Consider the following 19,022-nt stretch of genomic DNA (forward strand, 5'->3'; position numbering starts at 1 on the left):
GCTGGTTACTCTCCTTCAACCCGCATGATGCTGGCGACACCCCGCACGGTGTCGAGCTTGCGCAGCGCCTCGACGGTCCCGGTGAGGGAGGCGTCGGACGCGCGGTGGGTGACGACGACGAGGGAGGCCTCGCCGTCCTTGCCCTGCTGGCGCACCGTATCGATCGACACCCCGTGCTCCGCGAACACGGTCGCGACCTGGGCGAGAACACCCGGTTTGTCCGCGACGTCGAGGCTGATGTGGTAGCGCGTGACGACCTCGCCCATGGGCGAGACGGGCAGGGCGGCGTACGCCGACTCACCGGGCCCCGTTGCCCCGCCCCGCCGGTTGCGGCAGACGGCGACGAGGTCGCCGAGCACGGCCGAGGCGGTCGGCGCACCGCCGGCGCCAGGGCCGTAGAACATCAGCTGACCGGCGGCGTCGCTCTCCACGAAGACGGCGTTGTACGCGCCGCGCACGGAGGCGAGCGGGTGGGTCAGCGGAATCATGGCGGGATGCACGCGCGCGGTGACCGACGCACCGTCCTTGGAGCGCTCGCAGATGGCGAGCAGCTTGATGGTGCAGCCCATCTCCTTCGCCGAGCGGAAGTCGGCGGCGGTGACCTCGGTCATGCCCTCGCGGTAGACGTCGTCGAGGCGCACGCGCGTGTGGAAGGCGATCCCGGCGAGGATGGCGGCCTTGGCGGCAGCGTCGAAGCCCTCGACGTCGGCGGTCGGGTCGGCTTCCGCGTACCCGAGGGCGGTGGCCTCGTCGAGCGCCTCCTGGTACCCCGCGCCCGTGGAGTCCATCTTGTCGAGGATGAAGTTGGTGGTGCCGTTGACGATCCCCATCACCCGGTTGATCTTGTCGCCGGCGAGGGACTCGCGCAGCGGACGGATCAGCGGGATGGCACCGGCGACGGCGGCCTCGTAGTACAGGTCCCTGCCGTGCTCCTCCGCCGCCGCGTGCAGCGCGGCCCCGTCCTGGGCGAGCAGGGCCTTGTTGGCGGAGACGACGGACGCGCCGTGCTCGAAGGCGGTGGTGATGAGGGTCCGCGCGGGCTCGATCCCGCCGATCACCTCGACCACCACATCGATGTCCCCGCGTTTGACGAGAGCGGTGGCGTCGGTGGTGACGAGGCCGGGGTCGATGCCCTCGCGGACCTTGGACGGCCGCCGTACGGCCACGCCCGCGAGCTCCACGGGCGCCCCGATCCGGGCGGCGAGGTCGTCGGCGTGCGTCGTCATGATGCGCGCCACCTCTGAGCCGACAACTCCACAGCCCAGCAGCGCCACCTTCAGCGGACGCGTACGCATCATCCGACCTCGTTTCCTCTTACCGTCTACGGTTGGACCAGTCTCACTCACCGGACGGGAGTTTCTACCCTTCGTCCGGATCGTGAGACATGTATTTCATGGGCGCGGGGCCGGAGGACCGGAGATCTTCCAGCCCCCGGTGGTGGGCTAGCCGACGTCGAGACGCAGGAGGTCCTCCTCCGTCTCGCGCCGCACGATCACCCGCGCCTCGCCGTCCTTCACGGCGACGACGGGCGGCCGCAGCACATGGTTGTAGTTGCTGGCCATGGACCGGCAGTACGCACCGGTGGCCGGTACGGCGATGAGATCCCCCGGCGCCAGGTCGGCCGGCAGGAACGCGTCCTTGACCACGATGTCCCCGCTCTCGCAGTGCTTGCCGACCACGCGGGCGAGCATGGGCTCGGCGCTGGAGGTCCGGGACACGAGGGCGACGCTGTACTCGGCGTCGTACAGGGCCGTCCGGATGTTGTCGGACATGCCGCCGTCGACGGAGACGTACGTCCGCAGCCCGTCCAGCGGCTTGACGGTGCCGACCTCGTAGAGCGTGAAGGCGGTCGGCCCGACGATGGCGCGCCCGGGCTCGACGGAGATGCGCGGGGTGCGCAGCCGGGCGGCCTCGCACTCGCGCGTGACGATCTCGGTGAGCGCCTTGGCGATCTCGTGCGGCTCGCGCGGATCGTCGTCACTGGTGTAGGCGATCCCGAGCCCGCCGCCGAGGTCGATCTCGGGCAGCTCGACGCCATGCTCGTCACGAATGTCCTTGAGCAACCCGACAACGCGGTGCGCAGCGACCTCGAAGCCGGACATGTCGAAGATCTGCGACCCGATGTGGGAGTGGATCCCGATCAGTTCGAGCCCGTCGAGCTGCAGCGCCCGCCGCACGGCCTCCGCGGCCTGCCCCCCGGCCAGCGGAATCCCGAACTTCTGGTCTTCATGGGCGGTGGCGATGAACTCATGCGTGTGGGCCTCGACCCCGACGGTGATCCGAATCTGGACCTTCTGCCGCTTGCCCACGGACTGCGCGATGTGGGCGACGCGCACGATCTCCTGGAAGGAGTCGAGCACGATCCGCCCGACACCCGCGCGGATCGCCCTTTCGATCTCCTCCACGGACTTGTTGTTGCCGTGGAAGGCGATGCGCTCGGCCGGCATGCCGGCGGAGAGGGCGGTGGCCAGCTCCCCACCCGAGCACACGTCGAGGTTGAGCCCTTCCTCATGGAGCCACCGCACGACGGCACGGGACAGGAACGCCTTCCCGGCGTAGAACACGTCGGCGTCGGCCCCGAAGGCGGAACGCCACGCACGCGCGCGTGCACGGAAGTCGGCCTCGTCGAGGATGTAGGCGGGGGTGCCGTGGTCCTCGGCGAGGGTGTTCACATCGACGCCGCCGACGGTGACGACACCGTCGGCGCTGCGCCCGACGGTCTGCGCCCACACCTTGTGGTCGAGGGCGTTGAGATCGGCGGGCGGCGCGGAGTAGTGCCCCTCGGGCAGCACGTCGGCGTGGCGGGGCCCGGCGGGATGGGCGGAACGGCTCATGACGGTGACTCTCAGACTCTCTGTCTCTCTCCGGGCGTCTCTCGCGAGGAGCCTCAGAGGTGTTCGGGTGCGTCGATGCCGAGCAGGGACAGGCCGCCGGCCAGCACCGTCCCGGCGGCTTCGGCGAGGGCGAGCCGGGCGCGGTGGGCGGCCGAGGGTTTCTCCTCGCCGCAGGGCAGCACGGAGGGCAGAAAGGGCAGCACGGCATCCGCGACGGTGACGAGATGCCGGGCAAGCCGGTCCGGGGCACGGTGGGTGGCGGCCGCGGCGAGGATGCGGGGGTGGTCGGCCAGGGGGGTGAGGAGAGTGGGGGCGCCGTTGGCGGTGGAGCGAGTGCCGTTGGCGGGGGTGGCCGGGGGGGCGTCGGCGGAGCAGCCTGCGTCGAGCGGGCCAGCGTTGGCGGAGCGGCTCGTGATCAGTGGGTCGACGTCGGCGCAGCGGCTGGTGGCCAGTGGGCCTGCGTCGGCGCAGCGGCCTGCGTCGAGCGGGCCGGCGCTGGCAGAGGGGCCTGCGTCGAGCGGGCCGGCGTTGGCAGAGGGGCCTGCGTCGAGCGGGCCGGCGTTGGCAGAGGGGCCTGCGTCGAGCAGGCCGGCGTTGGCAGAGCGGCTCGTGATCAGTGGATCGACGTCGGCGAAGCGGCTGGTGGCCAGTGGGCCGGCGTCGGCACAGCGGCCTGCGTCCAGCGGGCCGGGCTCGGCGGTGAAGCCCAGGCGGGCGGCGTTGCGGCTGACGGACCGGATGCGGGCATGGGCGTACCGGACCCGGAACAGCGGATTGCTCTCCCGCTGGACCAGATGATCGGCGGTGATCCGCGGCCGGTCGTGCGCGGCGGGGTGCAGCAGGGCCCACTGGGAGGCGTCGTGGCCCAGCGGCGCGGGATCCTCCGGCGCGGGCACGGGCCGCAGATTGACGGGCTCACCGTGCTCGACGGTGGCCCGCCCGCCCTGTGTGGCCACGATCCGTACGACGGCGTCCGCGACGACCTCGGCCCGCACCTCGTACGGCACCCGCAGCGCGACAACCTGACCGGCGAGGGCGTCCCCATGGCCGTACGAGGCACCACGGGCCCGGATCTCCCGGACGAGCCCGGTGACGAGGTCGGCCCGCGCGTCGAGGCTGATGTTGAGAAACCCGGGCCCGGTCACGACGACGTCCCGGATGCCGTCGGCACCGACGAGCCGCGGCCGCAGAATCTCGGCGACCCGCCGTGGCGGCTGCCCGGCCGGCCGGGCGAGCTGCAGAGCGACATTGGTGGCGAAGTCCCCGCACCCCCCGGGCCCCGGCTCGGTCACCACGACCCGCTCGGGCACGGTCACACTCAGCTCCCCGTCATCGACAGCACAACGCACCGCGTGCAGCACGGTGCGGGACAGCTCGACGGGGGTCACGGGACAAGCGTAGGGGAGGAAGGGGGTGGGTAGGCGAAGCGGTTCTCACTGTGGGACGGCACTCCGCCCTGCCCCGGAGTCCCCCGAGATCCCTGGCCACCTGGGCGCCCCGCCGAGACCGGCCCCTGGCCACCTGGCCGCCCGACGGATTCCTGGCCACGCAGACGCCCCACCGATCCCTGACCGACCAGCCGCTGGACGGATCCCTGGCCACGCAGACGCCCCACCGATCGCAGGCCGACTAGCCGCCGGACGGAATCCCACCCGGTACGCCATCGGAGATCCCGTCGGCGACACCTCCCGAAACCCTGCTGTCGCCCCCGTCTCCCTCGGCACCACAGCCACCGCCCCCATCCCCGTCCCCGCCACCCTCTCCGTCGCCGCCCCCACCACGGTGCCCTCCCTCATGCCCGTCTCCCCCGTCTCCCCCGTCATCCCCGCCCCCGCGCTCGATCAGCTGCTTGACGAGGCGTACGAGTTCGGCGGGCTCGAAGGGCTTGGCGAGGAAGGCGTCCACACCGACGTCGAGTCCGGTGTCGACCTCGTACTGGGTGCACGCGCTGATGATGGCGAGGGGCAGATGGTGCGTACGGGGATCGGCGCGGAGCCGGGCGGCGGTGCGCAGGCCGTCCAGCCTGGGCATGACCACGTCGAGCGTCACGACGTCGGGCCGCACCTGATGCACCACATCGAGACACTCGGCACCGTCGGCCGCGGTCACGACCTCGAGCCCTTCCAGTTCGAGGTTGACCCTGATCAGCTGCCGGATGACCTTGTTGTCGTCCACAACAAGCACCCGACCCGAGGCGCCTGGCACAAGTCGAGAGTAGGTCCGGACCGGCCACCGCGTCCGGGTTTTCCCCACTTCCACCCCGTACAGGGGACCCTTCCGACACCCAGTGGACCCGCCCCGACCAGCCCCAGCGGAAACGGGTTCCTGATCACTCCACCGGACCTGCTAATGTTCTGTCCGTCGCCGCGAGCAAGAAGCTCCGCACCCGACACGCCCCCGTAGCTCAGGGGATAGAGCAACGGCCTCCGGAGCCGTGTGCGCAGGTTCGAATCCTGCCGGGGGCACCCTGTATGAGGTGCCCAAAGACCCCGTCACCAGCGGAAACGCTGAGGCCGGGGTCTTCGCGTATGTGCAGGCGTATGCGGTGCGGAGCGGCCGCATGTCGGGGTCTGTGGACTATTCGTGGACAGGATCTTGGAGCGTCCGCCGAGGTCAGCCGCCACATTCGACGGACCGTCAGCTACATCCGGCGCCCCTCCGAGGGCTCGGACGCCATCAACCGCTCCGCTCGGCACCAAGTGGGCGCGTGGCACATGCCCGGCTCCAGCGGCACCCGATCCCGCTCAAGCGTCGCCCCCTCCTCGGAGGCCAGACCGTGACGTATCTCATGAAGCGGTCAGAGCCGAGCTATCTCATAAAACCGACACAGCGGGCATCGAACCAGTCGCGACTGCGCAGGAGGCAACCCAACACGCGAAAGTCCCGCTGCCACCTGGACTGAAGCTGTGCGACAGCCAGGCCGGCATGCGCGCCCTCGATGGGTTGCCCAGGCCGTGCGGGACGCGCTCGGCATGGACATAGGTGATCGAAGCGGACGAAGCAGTGACAAGCCACACAGGGTCAATCCCTTGCCTCACGGACGGCCTCGCGGTGGGATCGCAGACCACGGCCGAGCATGGTCTAGTCCACTACGAGGAGCATCTATGCGCAGGATTCACGCGCGGCGGCGCACCGCGGTCGCCGCAGCCTGGATCACCAGCCTCACCAGTTTCGGAGCGATAGCAGGGCTTCTGTCTGGTTCCGTCGCCGTCGCTGCACCCGGGCGACCGGCGCAAGAAGTCAAGCCCGTGCCGGCGGCCGGACAGCAATCGAAGAGCGCGCCCGGCAGCCTGATGACCACTGCGCAGTGCCGGGCGAAGTGGGGGTTCGACTGCTACAACGCGCTCCAGTACCGGCAGGCGTACAACCTGAACCCGCTGTACAAGGCAGGAGTGACCGGCAAGGGGCGCACGATCGTGATCGTGGATCCGTTCGGCTCGCCGACCATCCAGAAGGACCTGGACGTCTACAGCGCCCGGTTCGGCATGAAGAGCACCCATGTCGACGTGGTCAAGTGGGGCAACGTCCCGCGCTTCAATCCCAGCGACGCCGACCAGCTCGGCTGGGCCGGGGAGACCACCCTCGACGTGGAGATGGCGCATGCCGTCGCCCCGGACGCGCACATCGTCCTGGCGGAAACCGGAGTCGGCCGGATCGGGGACGGCACCACCGGCCTGCGAGAGGTCATGGACGCCGAGAAATCGCTCATCGACCGCGGCGTGGGCGACGTGATCAGCCAGAGCTGGGGCGTGGCGGAGAACAACTTCCCCGGCTTCAGCAAGGGTGACTTCTCCAGCATCCAGAACCTGCGGTACGCCTACAAGGACGCGGCCAAGCACCGTGTGACCGTCACCGACGCTTCCGGCGACAGCGGACCCACCGACACCACCTCGAACGGCCAGACCACCTATCCGTACAGGGTCAACGCCTGGCCGACCGACGACCCCCTGGTGGTCTCGGTCGGCGGCACCCAGCTGCATCTGGACGCCAACGGCAACCGCACCGCGCCGGACAGCGTCTACAACGACCACGGCGCCAGCGGCGGCGGCCAGTCCCACGTCTTCGCCCGTCCCTCGTATCAGAACGGGGTGGCCGGCAATCACCGCAGCACCCCGGACGTCTCCATGTCCGCCGCGCTGAAGGGCGGCGGATGGGTGTACTCCAGCTACGACCCCAAGCGGGTCGGCTGGGAGGTCTACGTCGGCACCAGCGAGGCCAGCCCGCTCTTCGCAGGAATCGTGGCCCTGGCCGACCAGGTTGCCGGGCACCGGCTGGGAGACATCCACAAGGCGCTGTACTCCCTGTACGCGAAGTCCTCGTCGAACCCGTCCACCGGGATCGTGGACGTAAAGGACGGCACGAACAACAGCTACGCGGGAGTCACCGGCTACACCGCGGTAAAGGGCTACGACATGGCGACCGGTGTCGGAACGATCGACGCGGCCCGCTTCGTCCCGGCCCTCGCCAAGGCGGGCTGACCGCAACCTGTCCCCGAGGCGCGGGCGCCCGGCGTACCACTGCCGGGCCCCGCGCCGAGACGGCGGCTCATACCCGCAGACGTACGCCGCCGGAAGTGGCCGCGTGACGGGGTCTGTGGACTGTTCGTGGACAGGATCTTGGGGCATTCCCTCTGGTCAGCCCCGGCATTTTCCGAGTGCCCGTCAGCCGGCGTCCGGCCACCGCTCAGGGGGCGGAGGCGGCTCCGGCTCGTCCCGTTCCGCCTGCCGAGCGTTCTCACCTCGTAGGGCCGTCAGCCACGGCCATAGATCCGGCAGCGACTGTGCCGGGCAGGCCAGGCGGTGCTCGATTCGGCACCGCTGGAACTGATCCGGCGGACACACGCCGTAGACGGTCACCCGCCCATCGGACAACTCTATCCACCGATGCTCCGCCGGCACTGTATGGGCCAGCGGGGCCATGTCCGGCTCCAGGAGTACCCAATCCTGCTCAAGCGTCAAAACCCGGTCCCCCAACAGCCCGCAGTACGGGCACCGGGACCGCCCACCACCAAGCCGACGCGACCATTCCTCAGAAGCCCCCATACCGAGAGGGTCGACAGGCCAGCCGCAAATACGTAGACCGCGAATCAGACAGGACTCCTGGGAAAATCGCCTATCGCTGAAACAGAACACGACGCGGCAGGTGCACCCAGCAACCACTGGCTGCCGGAATGCGGCTGAGACACGACGAAGCCCCCGGCCCGTGTGGGCTGGGGGCTGGCGCCGTTTGAGCGTGATCACTCGTATTCGCGCAACAGCTCTTCAATCTTGCGGTTGGCGATCTCCTGCCGCCCATCAATGCACTTGGCGTAACGGCTCAGTAGGACCTCAACGCTGTTCCCGGCCCGTTCGGCAACCTCGGTCGGGTCGACTCCGGAGTTGAGCCAGGTCGACAGCGCCGAGTGTCGGAGGTCGTACGGCCGAGAAGCGAGTGGCGAAGCGACCGCGGCCGGCGGGAGCGCCAACGCCCGAGCCTCCTGCCAGACACGGTAGTACGTCGAGGAGCCGACCACTCCCCCACGCTCATTGGTGAACAATCGTCCGTCCTCGGCAGTCCCGAACGTGTCGAGGTGCTGCCGAAGGATGACGACGAGCTGGGGCGGGATCGGTACCAGCCGGACTTCTTCGGCCGGCCGGTTCTTGAGACCTCGGTCGTCGTGGGTCTCGCCGGAATCCGTCCACTGCTTGCCCACACTGGGCCGCGTCCGATTCAGCAGGGCTGTCCCCCAGCCGGTCTCTGGCAGTTTCAGGTCTGCCTTAGTGAGGCCGACAGCCTCAGCGGGGCGGAAGGCTCCGTAGTACATGCAAGCGAACAGGCCGACGAGTCGACGACCACGCGCACGGCGGTACCCACCGACGTACGAGACGGCAGCAAGCAGCGAACGCGCCTGCTCAGGGTTGGCCACTACTCGGGGGTCAACCTCCCCGACCACCTTCGGTTTCTTCCAGCGGATACCCGTGATCGGATTCTCTTTGAACTCTCCTAGATCTACTGCGTAGTGCATTGCATTGACGAGCGTCCGTCGCTTGCGCCGTACGGTCTCCGCCGCTGCAGCCGTTCCGTCAAGCTTCAGCTTGAGGGAGTCCAGCACAGCCCTACCGATCGCAGGGTCACCAAGGTCAGAGAGAGGGCGCGACGCCTTGGCGACCCAGTGCAACGTGTTGGCGACCTCGGTCGGTAAGTCGCGATCCTCCGGGCCCGGAAGCACGAAAGCCCAGTTACGAAGCGCCTTCCTGAGCTCGTCATCAGACGGACGTCCCGGGCGATCGTCGAGGAGAGCCATCGTCACGGCGGTCAACGACTCGTTGATCCCGTTGCGCGTGTTTGGTGCCGCGTGTGGCCACTTCATCGCCAGGTAGTCCAGGGCGAAGGCATACCAGGTCTTCGAAGGTTCCTTTTCGGCCAGCGAGTCAGGCAGCCCCGTCACCGTGTCGAACTCTTCGCCCTCACGGGTGGCAAGGAGAAGCTTGGAACGAAAGTGGTCCGCGAGGCCCTTGGTTCGGAACTGTTCGGAGAACACCCTGCCGGCGACTCTCCATCGGACGTCATAGGACGACTTCTTGGTGTTTCTCCTCCGAACGCTCCAGACCTTGACGTCGAGTGACTTCACGCCGCAGCCCTCTCTCGGCTGTTCAGCCACGCGGTGAAGTCGCTGCGCCACACGCGCAGTTCGCCGTTGGGCAGCTTGAAAGCTCGTGGAGCCTGCCCCAGTTCTCGCCAGCGATAGAAGGTCCGGCGCGATATCCCTTTGAGTTCGGCGAGGATTTCCGGAACGGTCATCAGCTCGTCTTTCACGCCAGTTCTCCTTCCAAGGCTTCGCGTGCGGCTTCGCGGTTGAGTTCGAGGTCCCGCCGGATGGTGGCGGCGAGGACGGATTCGCCGGGGGTGTGGCCGTGTCCGGCGTACTGCCAGTCGGCGAGGACGAGGACGGTGTCCGGCTCGTGTTCGTCCAGGCCGAGGGCGGCGCGTTCCTGTGCGGCGCGGAAGTCAGCGCGTGTCTGGCGGAGGGCGCCGAGGGTGGTTGAGTAGCGGCGGGACTTGGTCGAGAAGTGGCCGCGGAAGCCGAGCATGTGAGCCCAGGCCCACAGGCGCCGGTCCGGGTACAGCTCATCCAGGTCTCGGCACGCGGTGATCAGGCGCCGAGCGTGGTCGGGGACGCCGTGGCGGTCGAGTTCGGCGAGTTCGCCGATGCGTCGGTCGAGGGTGCCGGTGTTCTCCGCGGCCTTGGTGGCGTACTTGGCCACGTAGGAGGCGACGGCCTGTTCTGTGAGGTCGGAGCCGTCCCCGAAGGCTTTGATGGGCCGTACGTCGAGCTGTCGGCCCCACTGGAAGGTGCGGGCGGGTTGGTCGCCGGCGGCGGGGACACTGACGCGGCTGTACGGGTGTGCGGCAGCAGCGCGGATGGCATCGGTGAGCAGGTCAGTGGTGGCCCAGGACGGCGGGGCAGAGTCGGCTCCGTCGGGCCCATCGAGGCGGATCACGGCATGGAAGTGGACAGCGCCGCGCTTCTGGAACTCGGCGACCTTGCCGTAGGACAGCCGACAGGTCTCGGCGAGTTCGCGCTGTGTCAGCCCGGCCCGCTTGGCGATCTCACGGCGGAGCCGGTTGATGGTGCGCATCCACAGCTCACCCGCATGGTTGTTGAAGAGCACCGCGCCGGCGTAGTCGTACGTGACCGGATCGAGGGCCGTGCCCAGGGCTAGGTCGTCGGCGGGGTGGTGGGCACCGCAGCGGCAGGCGCCACGGTCGGGCCGGTTGTGGACCGGGCCGAACGAGGGCGCGGTGAAAGTGGCGAACACCCGCGGGTGATCCCGGACGGTGCCAGGGATGTCCTTGTCCGGGTCGCCGGCGAGCCCGGCGCGGATCAGGTGGTAGGTGTCCCCGGCGTAGGTCCAGGCGCAGGCGGGGCAGCGGGAGGCCCGGCGGTTGCCGCAGGCGACGCGGAGCCGTCCGCCGGGCTCGTTCTCGGTGCTGTAGCGGTGCAGGGTCTCGCCGGTGACCTTGTCCTTGTGGACGACCCAGCCGCGCAGGTGGATCGGGTCAGCGCAGCCGCCGGTGCGCTTGATCTGGTCCTGCCATCGGTCGAAGCCGGGGAGCCCGGCCACCCGGAGAAGGTCCCCCAGGGTGATCGGGTCCAGGCCCGCGAAGGTTGCGGTGTCGGTCACGCGGCCACCTCCAGCGCGGTCGGGACGAGGCGCCGCAGCAGTGCGGTGGCGAGCGGCGGGGGTACGGCGTTGCCGATCTGCTCGAACTGTTTGGTGCGCGAGCCGGCCCACGGGTAGGGAGCGGGGAAGCCCTGGAGGACCGCAGCCTCATGGACGGCAACGCGGCGGATGGGGGTGCCCTCGGAGTCGATCCAGGAGATGTCGTTGAGGACCTTGCCAAACAGCAGGGTCGGGGCGGGTTGGCCGAGGCGGCGGGTGACGACCGGGCGGTTGCCGACCTTGAGCAGCCAGGAGCGAGCGCGGCCGGTGACCGCCCAGGACGGGCCGGTCGTGGGGAAGGTGCTGCCGCCGGTGGTGTGGTTCCCGCGGGTGACGACGAGGGCGGGCGGGCCGCCCAGGACGTCGAGCATGGTCCGCCATGGCGGGAGACCTTCACCGAAGAGGTCGGCGGGTGCTCCGCCGTCGGCGTGGGTGGGCTCCGGGGGCGTGGCGGGGCGGGTGCGGGAGGCGATCAGGAAGGCGCGCCGGCGGGTCTGGGCCAGGCCGAAGTCGGCGGCGTTAAGGACGCCGGTCCACGTCGAGTAGCCGACGCCGGCCAGGAGACGGGCGGTGTGCTCGAACAGGGGCAGCACTGCGGGGACTTCCTCCAGGGTGATCCAGTCGGGACGCAGGTCGAGGGCGTAGCGCAGCGGCTCGACGACCAGCAGGGAGCGCGGGTCGACGCAGGCCGCTCGCAGCACGGCGCGGGTGTCGCTCCCGCGGGCGAGGTCGTCAAGGGCCTGATGGCACAGGGGCAGGTCGGTGTTCCCGGCACGCAGGCCAGCGGCGCTGAAGGTCTGGCAGGGCGGGGAGCCGATCAGCCCCGTGACCTTCCCGCGGAGAGGCTCGGTGGGGTAGTCGGCGACATCAGCGCGGATCGTGGTGTGTCCGGCGGCGGCGCGGGTGGCGCAGACGGCGGGGTCGATCTCGATACCGATGTCGGTCAAGCCGAGGGCGCGCAGTCCCTCGGACCAGCCGCCGGGGCCAGCGAAGAGGTCGAGGACGGTCATGCGGTCACCGCCGGTGCGTCGGTGGTGATGGCGTCCAGGGCACCGGCGGCCTCCTCAGCGGCGCGGGCCAGAGCGCGCAGGGCGTTGGCGGTTCCCGGTCGAGCGATCAGCGCCACGTCGATGAACTCGCCGCCGATGCGGAGGCTGACGAAGCCGTCATCGTCGGGCGTGGGAGCGAACACGTTCACGCGGGTGGCAGTGTCCGGCTCCAGGTGCGCCGAGGTCGTGAGGGTCCTCATGTCGTCACCTCCCGGCGCGGATGAGGGCGGCGGGGCGGATGTGGCCGGTGCCCTTGCAGGTCGGGCAGTCGACGCGGAGGGTGACGCGGGTGCCGTCGAGGTGGCGGGTGCCGGTGTCGATGGCGACGGTGGCGAAGCCGTCGCAGTCGCGGCAGATCGGCATGTTCGGGTTGCTCTGGGGCATGATGGGCCGTGCCTTTCTGGTCCGTGGATCGGGAAGGGGAGGCGCCCGGAGCGGCGGCAGTTTGGCGACCGAGGCCGCTCCGGGGGCCGGTCAGCGCCGCTTGGTCTCGGAGGCGAGCAGCGAGCGCAGGACGACGGCGACGACGGCGACCGAGGCGCCGGTGATGGCGACCGCCAGGAGCATGGAGACGAGGACGGCGCCGACGACCAGGACGACGGCGGTGCCGCCGCCGACGAGGGCGAGCACGGTGCCGGGGGTGAGCTGGACCACCGGGCGGGACGGCGCCGGAATCGTCGGTGCGGCCGGCGGGGTCTGGACGCCGGGGACGATGGCGGTCGGCTCGACGGCGGCGGGCGGGGTGACGTGCCCGGTCGGGGTGGGCATGGTCGGGATCTTCGGGCGGAGCATGGTGGGACTCCCTTCCGAGCGGGGTTACTTGATCAGGCCGTTGATGGCGGGGGCGAGGACGCTGTCGGCGAGGAGGAAGCCGCTGAGCAGGAGGACGGCGATGAGCCAGGCCGGCGGGCGAATGAGCTTGACGCCGAGGTAGCCGACGACGAGCAGGGCGAACCAGAGCGGGACCTGCATGGCGGTGGGTCTCCTAGCGGACGCGGCAGCGGTGGGTGCGGGCGGCGAGCTGGGCGGCGGACTGGCTGGAGTAGTCGGCGGACCAACCGCAGTCGTCGGAGGTGCACACGGCGGCGTGCTTGGTCTGGCCGTGGCGGTCGCGGTGGGTGCCGATCTGCACCGGGCCGATCTGCATCACGGAGTGGAAGAAGTCGCGCATGGGCATGGCTGAACTCCTTGTCTGTCAGGCGAGTTGGGCGGCGATGGCGTCGGCCATGGGCGCGGGGACGCCGAGGCGGGCGCGGAGGGTGTCGGTGTCGATCGGGGAGCCGGTACGGGCCTCGTGGTCGGCGGCGACCTTGCGCGCGTGAGCGACCAGCGGAGCCGGGACCGCCACCTCGGGAGCCGGAGCAGGGGCGGGGGCCGGGTCGGCGGCGGGTAGCGCCGGGGTGTCGTCGGCGGCGGCTACCGGCTCCGGAACGGACTCCGGTTCGGAGCCGGACTCAGGAGCCGGATCAGTGGCCGGGACAGGAGCCGCCGTCACCGGTGCCGGGTCGGTGGCCGAGTGGGCGAGCAGGGTGCCGCCGAGGAAGGCGAGCGCGGGCCATCCGGCGATGCCGAGGCGGAGCAGCGCGGGCGGGTCGGCCAGGTCGAGGAAGCCGGCGGTGGCGACGTTGGCCCCGAGCGAGGCGAACAGCGCGATCAGGAACCAGCACCAGGCCAGCCGGGACGGGCCACTGTTGCGCAGCCGACGCCAGGCGGCGACCAGGAGCAGGTCAACGCTGATCGGGTAGGCCCATGCCTTCCAGCCGGACTGTCCGGCAGCGGCGGCCAGGTCGTGAAGGTGGGCGAAGGACAGAGCGCCGGCGATCACGGCCTGTACGAGGACGGCGTCCGGGCGGATCGAGCGGGTCATGTCGTCACCTCCCTTTGCGGGTTGGGCCAGGGGCGGGGCGGGGATCGAGGTCCGGCCGCCCAGCCCCGGCAGGGGTTCAGTCGGTGGTTGCTTCGCCGGATCCCCAGCAGGTCAGGCACAGCCCGGTCTGCCGGTCGTCGGTGGCACGGCCCTTACGGGCGCCGACTCGGACGGTTTCGGTGATCTCGCCGGTGCCGTTGCAGTCGGGGCACTGCTTCGGCCGGGGCTTGCGGCGGGCGGCGGGCTTCTTCGCGGTCGGCACGGTCACCACCCCTCGCCGGGGTACTCTGGGCCGTCGTTCGGGTCGTAGCCGGGCGGGAAGGTGCCGGGCGGCGGCTCGGGCAGCGACGCCGCCAGGCACGGGCCGACGGTGTCGATGAAGTCCTGGTCAGCGCCGGTCCTGTCGGCGTACAGGGCCAGGTCGCCGAGCATCACCACGGTGCGGGTGAAGTCCTCGCAGTCGGGGCACATGGCGGGCGATCTCCCTTCTTCGGGCATGGCTCGGGTAGGGACCTGACGCGATGCGGTCGCGCCAACCGTGGAGCGGGAGGGATCAGGCAGTGGCCGGGATGGACTCGACGGCCGGGGCTTCACCCGGCGTCGGGATGACGAGCGCCGGCCGGAACGGTGCCAGGGCGGGCAGGTCCGGTGTGATGTCGGCGTACCGGTTGCAGATGTTGACGGCCTGCCGCAGCGAGGTGTGCGGGGCGCGGATGCGAGCCCAGCCGCCGGTCGAGTCGCCGGTGATGGCGACGCCGGGCATGTCGGTGGGGATCTGGATCGCGGCCAGGACGGCGTCCGGGGCGATGTCGCCGAAGGCCATGTTGGCACTGGACTGGTCGTTGACGCGGTGGGCAGTACGGCCGGTGAGCTGGGCACGGAGCATGGTGATGCCGTCGCCGAGTTCGGAGCCGAAGCGCTGCCCGCAGATCTCCAGGTAGACGCCGGCGGCCCGACCGAGCTGGGCCAGGCGGACCAGGGCCTTGATGATGCGATCGCGGCGCGGGTCGTTCTTCTTGGTGCTCAGTGCGAGTTCGGCGACCTCGTCGACCAGGACCACGATGGGCAGCGGGCGGAGGTCTTCCGGCAGGTCCCAGATGTCGGCGGCAATCTCCGCATCCGGCACGTCGGCGGCAACGCGCTGTTCGGCGCGGATGACCTGGTAGACGTCCTGCATGTGGGACACCAGGGCATCGAGCAGTTCGGCGGCGGTGTCGGGGTTGTCGGCGAGCGCGGAGAACCGGCGAGCCAGCGGGAACAGCTCCACACCCTGTTTGCAGTCAATCCCGACCAGGGCAACCCGCTGCGGGGCGAGCCCGACGACGACGTTGCGCTGGTAGACGGACTTGCCGGACTCCGTGGCACCGAGCGTCAGCCCATGCGGCACAGCCCGGTAATCGCGGTAGTGGACCGCACCGTCTTCCCGCAGCGCGACCGGGATCCGCATCGGACGGGTGTCGACCTTGGCCGGCATCTGCACCCGCTTGAGCACGTCATAGCCGGTCATCCGAACTTCCACGACACCGGAACGCACCTCCCGCGAGGTCACGCCGTACATGGCGAACGAATGCCGTAACCGGTCACACGAGGCGGCCACGTCGAACGCGTCCTGACCAGGACGGAGCCCCAGCCGCAGCACCAGCCCGGTCCGGGTGGGCCGCAGACGCAGGATGCGCGGGGCGCGGGGACCGGGAACCGGTCGATTCGCGGCCCGAGCCAGGACCAGGCGCCAGCGCGAGGGCGGAACCGTCAGCCCACAGGCGTCCATGACGGACGCGTAACGGACCAGGACCCGCAGACTCGCCAGGGTGACACCGAAGGTGAGCCAGTACCAGGCGGGGCGCCGCCACCGCAGGAGACCCGCAGCGGCGACGACCAGCACCAGAGCGACGGTCAGCCACGTCATGGCTCAGGCCGCCTTCACGGAGGTGTCGACCAACGAGGTGACGGCAACCGCACGGAATGAGATCCCGTGCCGCTTCTGACCGTTGAACTCGTTCTCCCACGGCACGGCCACCAGGCCCGTGATTGCAACCGGGGTGCCCATGGCCAGCTCACCGGAGATGTCTGGCTCCGCCACGGTCACCGTGACAACCTCCGCGTTGCCGTTCATCACGAACAGCACGTCCACGGTCACGAGCGTGTGACCGGTGTCCCGGTCGGTGGCAATCACGCCGTTGCGCTTGTCCTTCATCTTCGTCTGCGGAGGCTGAGCGACCATCAGGGTCGCGCCGTTCGTGTCGACGGGGATCTGTCGCATGATGGAGTTCCCTTCGAGGGACGGGAGCGGCGTACTTGCTTGGCGGTGGGTCGCCGCTCCTGTGCTTTGGTTGGACCCAACGGGCCTACGGCCCTGGGTAGTTGCGTTCCCATCTGGTGCGCACCAGTAGATTGCATCTGGTGCGCACCAGATGTCAAGCGGTGTCATCTTCTGGCTTCTTCAAATCGCCATCTGGTGACACTTCTAGGGAACTCCGCAGTTCAACTCGGCGGTAGTCAACAGAGGTTCACGGGAGCCTGGTTAAGGTTGGGGTTAACCCCTCCCGACCTGCGCCAACGTGAGGCATGCTGCTGTTGGGAAGCAGAAACCACATGCAGGGCGGTGTACGTGACTGGTGGGCTCCGAGCGATACGGACAGCACGCGAATGGTCGCAAGAGAGGCTGATTCGCGAGATCGAGAACTTCGCCCGCCACCACATGCTTACCGTCGCGTCGACGGCGAGCCTGCGCGTCTACGTCTCGGAGTGGGAGAACGGCAAACGGCCGATCAGCGAGCGGTACTCGAAGATCCTCCGGGCCCTGTTCGGCGTCACCGATGACGAGCTTCACGGAAGGCCCCCGGCGCCGCGGGAAGCTACCCAGACTGACGGCTATGACGATCTCGTTGCTCGGATAGATGCGTCGCGGAGCGTCAGCCTGACCATGGTCAAGACGTTCATGGATCAGACCGAGCTGTTGCGGACCGTCGACCGGCAGATGGGTGCGGCGAGCCTGATTGATCAGATGACCGGACACCTGGCGACACTGGAAGACGCACTGACCTTTGCTGTGCTTCCAGAGACGCGGCGCCCTGTTGCCCGTGCACTAGCCGGAGCGGCGACGCTAGCAGCGTGGCAAGCCCTTGATGCGGGTGCAGTCGAACGCGCCTGGAGGCACTACGAGTTAGGGAAACGCGCAGCTCAAGAAGCCGATGAGCCGATGTATCTCGCGCATGCCACGGCCGAGCAGGCGTACGTGCTGTGCGACGCCGGTCGGCCGGCAATGGCCGTCGAGCTTGTACGCGACGCGCAGCGTGTAGGCGGAGCGGTGATGTCGCCCCGGCTGCAAGCTTGGCTCTACGCGGCGGAAGCGGAGATCTGCGCCAAAGCCGGGATGCCCGACGACTGCCGCCGAGCGTTGGACAACGCCGCCCGCCTCTTGCCACCAGGGGAAGAAGCGCGGGACCCGGACATGCTGAGCATCTTTCTGAACGAAGGACACTTGGCTCGATGGCACGGGAACGTTTTAGCCCAGCTAGGAGACGACGATGCAGTGGACGGCCTCTATGTCGCCCTCGACTCCGTCGATCCGACGTTCGTGAGAGCGACAGCCGGCCTACGGTGCGATCTCGCCCAAGCACACCTCGCACGAGGCGAGTATGACCAGGCTCATGCGCACCTTCGGGAGGCTCGGTTGCTCGCCAGCCAGACCGGATCAGTCCGGCACCGGCGACGCATCGAACAGCTCACGCAGCGGTTGTAGGCGACGAGCCGGCGGCACGCGAAGCGAGGACATGAAGGAGCGCGACGAGCGTTCCTGATCCCATCAGTTCGCCACGTTCCATCAGCCCCGGAATATCCGCGAGCGGCACCCACGCCACGTGACCGGCTTCTTCAACGTCTGTCGGGTCGCCAACGTGCTTGGCACCACGCCCTACGAAGATCTCGTGAGGCGAGTCGACCATGCCCACCATGGGCTGATAGGTCACGACGTGTTCGAGCGAGTCAGGACGCCAGCCGGTTTCTTCTTCGACCTCACGAAGGGCGGTCTGGGCAGCGTCTTCGCCCTGGTCCACGATCCCGCCGGGCAGCTCCCAGCCGAACGACTCAGGCACGAAGCGGTAGCGCCAGAGCATGAGGACTCGGTCCTGATCATCGAGGACGGCAGCGATAGCCACGTGATGGAGGCGCACGACGTGATGTTCGAACCGCTCGACGCCCGGCGGCTCGACATCAACCAGGGACAGCTTCACCCACCGGTTGTCATACAGCGTCCGCTCACCGTGGATCTGCCAGGGTTCCAGGTGGCCGGGGGCTTCAACGGTGACCGAGCGATTTGGCACGCGGTAGGAGCTGCGGCCATGCACCTCGATGACGCGCTCAGCGACCAGCCGCGCGAGCACCTGCCGCAGTGCTGTACGACCGATATCGAGTTCCTCGGTCAGGTTGCGCTCGGAGGGGAGCTTGGTGCCGGGCAGGTACTTGCCTGTTGTGATCCACTCACGAATCGTGCGGTAGACCCGCTCCGACTTCGGTCCCATCCCTCTAAGCACGCTCCCGCCGTGTCAAGTATCAACTAACCCCCTCAGCGTAGCCGTGCAGGTACTCACGTGAGTAGGTGCCGCGGATCAGCGCGGGAGCGTCCGGACACGCCCACGCGTTGTCGGATCCCATCTGATGCTTGACACGCCCACGCGCCCACGCGTAGCGCGGTGGGAGTTTCCCTACATCATCAAGGGCTCGCTTCGCTCGCCGTTGCTCCCGGCCTCCTGAACTGCAAGCAGTCCGATCACAGATCGGAGGTGCCGCGCACAGCGCGGCGGCGCCGGACGGGCGACGGCGCGCCGCCCCTCCTTGCCTTCGTCACCGGGGCTGCGCGCCGTCGCCCGTCCGCGCCCACAAGGGGGCGAAGACCAGGCCGGGGTAAGCGTGAGACGGCCCGCCGAGGTCAGAACACCGTCGTGGCTGGGGCGGCCGGCTCCACGGCTTTAGGCCAAGGCCATGAAGTTACGGGTCGGGTCGTGGCCGCAAGTGAGGGCTGATCTGGAAAGACGCCGGACGCGAGAAGCGGAGCCCCGGTAGAACTGGC

At 69.4% G+C, this 19,022-nt stretch carries 21 protein-coding genes, 1 tRNA gene and 1 pseudogene; 3 read left to right on the top strand and 20 right to left on the bottom strand.

The features are described 5' to 3' along the window. Positions 1-5: 5 nt before the first annotated feature. From ACZ5NH_RS35925 to ACZ5NH_RS35940, 4 genes and pseudogenes are all read right to left on the bottom strand, one after another. Positions 6-1,298, bottom strand: coding sequence for a homoserine dehydrogenase (locus ACZ5NH_RS35925; RefSeq protein WP_468781325.1), 1,293 nt, complete (start codon positions 1,296-1,298; stop codon positions 6-8). Between the two features lie 144 nt (positions 1,299-1,442). After that, on the bottom strand, positions 1,443-2,834 hold the full coding sequence (lysA, locus tag ACZ5NH_RS35930) for a diaminopimelate decarboxylase (RefSeq protein ID WP_468781327.1): 1,392 nt from the start codon (positions 2,832-2,834) through the stop codon (positions 1,443-1,445). Positions 2,835-2,887: 53 nt separating this feature from the next. Further along, positions 2,888-4,222 carry an ArgS-related anticodon-binding protein NrtL gene (gene nrtL / locus ACZ5NH_RS35935; protein WP_468781329.1) on the bottom strand — a complete coding sequence of 445 codons (1,335 nt, stop codon included), beginning with the start codon at positions 4,220-4,222 and terminating at the stop codon, positions 2,888-2,890. A 361-nt stretch (positions 4,223-4,583) separates the two neighbouring features. Then, positions 4,584-5,087: pseudogene (locus ACZ5NH_RS35940) on the bottom strand (response regulator); the annotation flags it as partial. A gap of 140 nt (positions 5,088-5,227) precedes the next feature. Between ACZ5NH_RS35940 and ACZ5NH_RS35945 the strand changes: the two are divergent. Continuing rightward, positions 5,228-5,299 (top strand) — tRNA-Arg (locus ACZ5NH_RS35945). Between the two features lie 783 nt (positions 5,300-6,082). Then, positions 6,083-7,312 (top strand): S53 family peptidase, encoded by a 1,230-nt coding sequence (locus tag ACZ5NH_RS35950; protein WP_468781331.1) that lies wholly within the window; start codon positions 6,083-6,085, stop codon positions 7,310-7,312. A 183-nt stretch (positions 7,313-7,495) separates the two neighbouring features. Here the strand turns inward: ACZ5NH_RS35950 and ACZ5NH_RS35955 are convergent, their stop codons facing one another. The 15 genes from ACZ5NH_RS35955 to ACZ5NH_RS36025 all read right to left on the bottom strand — a co-directional run bounded on the left by ACZ5NH_RS35955 (position 7,496) and on the right by ACZ5NH_RS36025 (position 16,214). After that, positions 7,496-7,876, bottom strand: coding sequence for a DUF6083 domain-containing protein (locus tag ACZ5NH_RS35955; protein WP_468781333.1), 381 nt, complete (start codon positions 7,874-7,876; stop codon positions 7,496-7,498). A gap of 194 nt (positions 7,877-8,070) precedes the next feature. Beyond that, entirely contained in the window at positions 8,071-9,444 is a 1,374-nt protein-coding gene (locus tag ACZ5NH_RS35960; RefSeq protein ID WP_468781335.1) for a tyrosine-type recombinase/integrase, read from the bottom strand. Then, the gene (locus ACZ5NH_RS35965) at positions 9,441-9,614 is read right to left on the bottom strand and encodes a helix-turn-helix transcriptional regulator (RefSeq protein WP_078972537.1); all 174 of its coding nucleotides are present in this window, start codon (positions 9,612-9,614) and stop codon (positions 9,441-9,443) included. Before ACZ5NH_RS35965 ends, ACZ5NH_RS35960 begins: the two co-directional genes overlap by 4 nt. A gap of 11 nt (positions 9,615-9,625) precedes the next feature. Beyond that, positions 9,626-10,999, bottom strand: a complete 1,374-nt coding sequence (gene repSA, locus ACZ5NH_RS35970; protein WP_468781337.1) for a replication initiator protein RepSA — start codon at positions 10,997-10,999, stop codon at positions 9,626-9,628. Then, a complete protein-coding gene (locus ACZ5NH_RS35975; protein ID WP_468781339.1) occupies positions 10,996-12,048 on the bottom strand; it encodes a DNA cytosine methyltransferase in 1,053 nt (350 codons plus the stop codon). The genes repSA and ACZ5NH_RS35975 overlap by 4 nt, the downstream gene beginning before the upstream one ends. Further along, the gene (locus ACZ5NH_RS35980; RefSeq protein ID WP_468781341.1) at positions 12,045-12,287 is read right to left on the bottom strand and encodes a hypothetical protein; all 243 of its coding nucleotides are present in this window, start codon (positions 12,285-12,287) and stop codon (positions 12,045-12,047) included. Before ACZ5NH_RS35980 ends, ACZ5NH_RS35975 begins: the two co-directional genes overlap by 4 nt. A gap of 4 nt (positions 12,288-12,291) precedes the next feature. Next, positions 12,292-12,471 carry a hypothetical protein gene (locus ACZ5NH_RS35985; protein WP_468781343.1) on the bottom strand — a complete coding sequence of 60 codons (180 nt, stop codon included), beginning with the start codon at positions 12,469-12,471 and terminating at the stop codon, positions 12,292-12,294. Positions 12,472-12,561: 90 nt separating this feature from the next. Further along, positions 12,562-12,879: a SpdD-like protein gene (locus ACZ5NH_RS35990; protein ID WP_468781345.1), complete on the bottom strand. Its 318-nt coding sequence runs from the start codon at positions 12,877-12,879 to the stop codon at positions 12,562-12,564. A gap of 24 nt (positions 12,880-12,903) precedes the next feature. Next, positions 12,904-13,059: a hypothetical protein gene (locus ACZ5NH_RS35995; RefSeq protein ID WP_468781347.1), complete on the bottom strand. Its 156-nt coding sequence runs from the start codon at positions 13,057-13,059 to the stop codon at positions 12,904-12,906. A 13-nt stretch (positions 13,060-13,072) separates the two neighbouring features. Continuing rightward, a complete protein-coding gene (locus tag ACZ5NH_RS36000) occupies positions 13,073-13,264 on the bottom strand; it encodes a mobile element transfer protein (RefSeq protein WP_030610028.1) in 192 nt (63 codons plus the stop codon). Positions 13,265-13,282: 18 nt separating this feature from the next. After that, positions 13,283-13,954: a DUF2637 domain-containing protein gene (locus ACZ5NH_RS36005; RefSeq protein ID WP_468781349.1), complete on the bottom strand. Its 672-nt coding sequence runs from the start codon at positions 13,952-13,954 to the stop codon at positions 13,283-13,285. A gap of 76 nt (positions 13,955-14,030) precedes the next feature. Next, positions 14,031-14,216 (bottom strand): hypothetical protein, encoded by a 186-nt coding sequence (locus ACZ5NH_RS36010; protein ID WP_189708727.1) that lies wholly within the window; start codon positions 14,214-14,216, stop codon positions 14,031-14,033. A gap of 2 nt (positions 14,217-14,218) precedes the next feature. Then, positions 14,219-14,425, bottom strand: a complete 207-nt coding sequence (locus ACZ5NH_RS36015; RefSeq protein ID WP_450580843.1) for a hypothetical protein — start codon at positions 14,423-14,425, stop codon at positions 14,219-14,221. Between the two features lie 82 nt (positions 14,426-14,507). Further along, positions 14,508-15,860, bottom strand: coding sequence for an FtsK/SpoIIIE domain-containing protein (locus ACZ5NH_RS36020; protein ID WP_468781351.1), 1,353 nt, complete (start codon positions 15,858-15,860; stop codon positions 14,508-14,510). Between the two features lie 3 nt (positions 15,861-15,863). Beyond that, the gene (locus ACZ5NH_RS36025) at positions 15,864-16,214 is read right to left on the bottom strand and encodes an SCO3933 family regulatory protein (protein ID WP_468781353.1); all 351 of its coding nucleotides are present in this window, start codon (positions 16,212-16,214) and stop codon (positions 15,864-15,866) included. A gap of 348 nt (positions 16,215-16,562) precedes the next feature. Here ACZ5NH_RS36025 and ACZ5NH_RS36030 point away from each other — a divergent pair, with 348 nt between their 5' ends. Next, on the top strand, positions 16,563-17,696 hold the full coding sequence (locus ACZ5NH_RS36030) for a helix-turn-helix domain-containing protein (protein WP_468781355.1): 1,134 nt from the start codon (positions 16,563-16,565) through the stop codon (positions 17,694-17,696). Here ACZ5NH_RS36030 and ACZ5NH_RS36035 read toward each other — a convergent pair. Beyond that, positions 17,680-18,474: an NUDIX domain-containing protein gene (locus tag ACZ5NH_RS36035; RefSeq protein ID WP_468781357.1), complete on the bottom strand. Its 795-nt coding sequence runs from the start codon at positions 18,472-18,474 to the stop codon at positions 17,680-17,682. The two genes, ACZ5NH_RS36030 and ACZ5NH_RS36035, sit on opposite strands and share 17 nt — an antisense overlap. Positions 18,475-19,022 lie beyond the last annotated feature (548 nt).

This window comes from Streptomyces sp. NPDC031426, assembly GCF_055581585.1.